We start from the raw sequence: 2680 nt of genomic DNA on the forward strand, positions 1-2680 counted from the left end.
TGCAGATTCCAATGATCGCGCGCAGGTATTCCAATCTGATGCCGCGCAGCGTTCCGATCTGATCGCGCGCAGGTGAAGCACCCGATCGTTGAAGGTAATTGGCACCATCGTTAGCCCGTGGTCAAGCGGCCACCGAAGGGATCACGTCACATGTTTGATGGTATCGCTGGGCGGAGCGAAGCTGACCGGACGCGCACCCCCAACAGTGCCGTAGCGGCCGGTCAGCTTTGCGGGCCGCAGTCTAATTAGCCGACGATGTAGTCAAGGCCGAGCAAGTACGGGCGGGCGCCGCATGGAGTCACCGTTCAGTTCGAGTCTGTGGGCGTTGTGAAGCAAGCGATCAAGTATGGCATCAGCGTAAGTTGGGTCATTTATGAGCCCATGCCATTTGGCTATTGGAAGCTGGCTGGTGACGAGTGTTGATCGACGGCCGTAGCGGTCTTCGAGCATTTCGAGCAGATAATGACGGGCATTCGCGTCGATGGATTGGAGGCCCCAATCGTCCAAAATCAGGAGGTCGACGGCGGAGATGCTCTTCATCCGCGAAGTGAGTCGGCCGTCGCCCCGGGCAAGATCCAGTTCTTCGAACAACCGCGGCAGCCGGGTGTAAAGTACAGACTGGTTGTCCCGGCAGGCCTTGTGACCAAGCGCACAGCCAAGCCAGCTTTTCCCGACGCCGGTCGGGCCGACAATGGCGCAATTCTCATGGTTTTTGATCCAGTCTCCCTTGAGCAGCATGTCGAACAAGCGGCGGTCGAGCCCACGGGGAGCGCGGTAGTCGATATCCTCGGGCACGGCATGATGACGCAGCTTTGCTTTACGAAGACGAAGCGCCAGGCGCCGGTTGTTACGCCAAGTCGCTTCATGGTCGAGCAGCAACGCCAGCCATTCGGCGTGAGCGAGGCCATGGACCTCCTCGTTGTCTGCGAGGCTCGTGAAGGCCTCGGCCATGCCGGTAAGGCCGAGCCGAGTAAGCAAGTGGAGTGTGGGGTGTGTCAGCATTTTCGTCCCTTTTAGTGGTAATAGTCTGAGCCTCTGATGTTGGTGTGTATGATCGGCTCGCGCTCGGGGGACGCGGGCGTTGCAACGCGATCGAGCCCCTTCTCGAGGATCGATTTGACGCTTGGGTAGTTGCGAGCTTGGATCTCGAGCGCGCGCAGCGCGGCCGCCTCGAGACGCTCGGCGCCAAAGCGCTTCTCAAGCCGGATGATCCCCAGGCACGAACGATAGCCCTGTTCGGGATGCGGCCGATCCTCGATGATCCGGTCGATCAGCATGCGCAGCATCGGGCCGATCCGGGTTGCCTCGCTGCGGATCTTTGCCGGCGTCCACTCGCCATAGCGCCGGTGGCTGGAAGGCATGTGGGCGCTGATCGTCGTGTGCCGCCCGTTGCCGCTGCCGCGCATGTGCGCGGCGATACGCTCGCCGCCCAGGAAGATTTCAACCGTTCGCGCGCAGATCCGGGCTTCTACCTCGCGACGGGCGAAGCGATAGGGCACCGAGTAGTAGTGCCGTTCGATCTCAACGTGATAGTCGAGCCCGACCCGGCATCGGCGCCATTCGGCATGGACCCACGGCTCGCCGGGGAGCGGCTTAAGATTTGGCGCATCAATTTCCTCGAACAGTTGGCGCCGTGTGCGGCCATACTGGCGCAACACCCGTCCCTCATTGAGCTTGGCCAGCCACTCGGCGATCGCACCGTTGAGCTCGACCAGGCTGTAAAAGGTCCGGTTGCGCAGTCGCCCCAGCAGCCAGCGCTCGACGATTCCGACGCAGGCTTCAACCTTCGCCTTATCTCTCGGACGACGCGGCCGTGCCGGCAAAATTGCCGTGCCGTAATGCTGCGCCATATCGCTATAGCTGCGGTTGACCATAGGGTCATAGAGGCAGGCCTTGATCACCGCGACCTTGGCGTTGTCGGGCACCAGGAGCTGCGTGGCGCCGCCAAAGAAGCTGAAGGCCGCGTTATGTCCCGCGATCCAGTCGCCGAGCTGCTCGGTCCACGTCGCCAGCGCGAACGACAAGCTGGATGCGCCCATGACCGCGACGAAGATGTGCGCATCACGTACCTCGCCAGTCTTACGGTCAACCACCGGCACCGTGTCGCCGGCATAGTCGACAAACAATTTCTCGCCCCCGCCGTGGTGCTGGCGCATCACCAGCGGCAGCCGGCCTTCCCAGTTGCGGAACAAGTCACAGAACCGACTGTACCGGTACCCGTCCGGATGCACTGCAATGTACTCGTCCCACAGCACCTGCAAGGTTACATGCTTGCGCTTGAGCTCGCGGGCAATAACGGACCAGTCAGGCTCGGCCACCTTGCGGCGGCCCGGCTTCACGCCAGGCACCCCGTACAGCAGTTGCTCCAGCTCCGCGTCGCCTATTGCTTCCGGGACGGGCCACGCCAGACCCGCGCGCGCAAAACGCTTCAGCGTGTCACGTACCGTCGTCGGTCCGACGCCTACACGCTCGCCAACCACGCGCGTCGAGAGCCCAGCCTCAAGGCTCAATCTCACAATCTCGCGCACCTGGCGCATGATAACCCTCCTCGTCGGCATCCAATTCTCCAAGCTGCTTCCAGCCGGAGACATGGCCAACGATCAGGCCTCACACCATCCAAAACTGCGCGCGATCAAGCCGGAATGCTGCGCGGAGAATGCTCGGAACGCTGCGCGCGATC

2 protein-coding genes are annotated in these 2680 nt (G+C 62.1%); both read right to left on the reverse strand.

Annotation, left to right across the window (positions count from 1 at the left end; all coding sequences use genetic code 11):
- Positions 1–261: 261 nt before the first annotated feature.
- Complete coding sequence (gene istB, locus XI04_RS08155) at positions 262–1002, reverse strand: IS21-like element helper ATPase IstB (RefSeq protein WP_271623555.1); 741 nt, start codon at positions 1000–1002, stop codon at positions 262–264.
- A gap of 11 nt (positions 1003–1013) precedes the next feature.
- Positions 1014–2537, reverse strand: a complete 1524-nt coding sequence (gene istA / locus XI04_RS08160) for an IS21 family transposase (protein ID WP_179880120.1) — start codon at positions 2535–2537, stop codon at positions 1014–1016.
- Between the last annotated feature and the right edge of the window lie 143 nt (positions 2538–2680).

The sequence above is a fragment of the Bradyrhizobium sp. CCBAU 11430 genome (genome assembly GCF_028128855.1).
Taxonomy (GTDB): domain Bacteria; phylum Pseudomonadota; class Alphaproteobacteria; order Rhizobiales; family Xanthobacteraceae; genus Bradyrhizobium; species Bradyrhizobium ottawaense.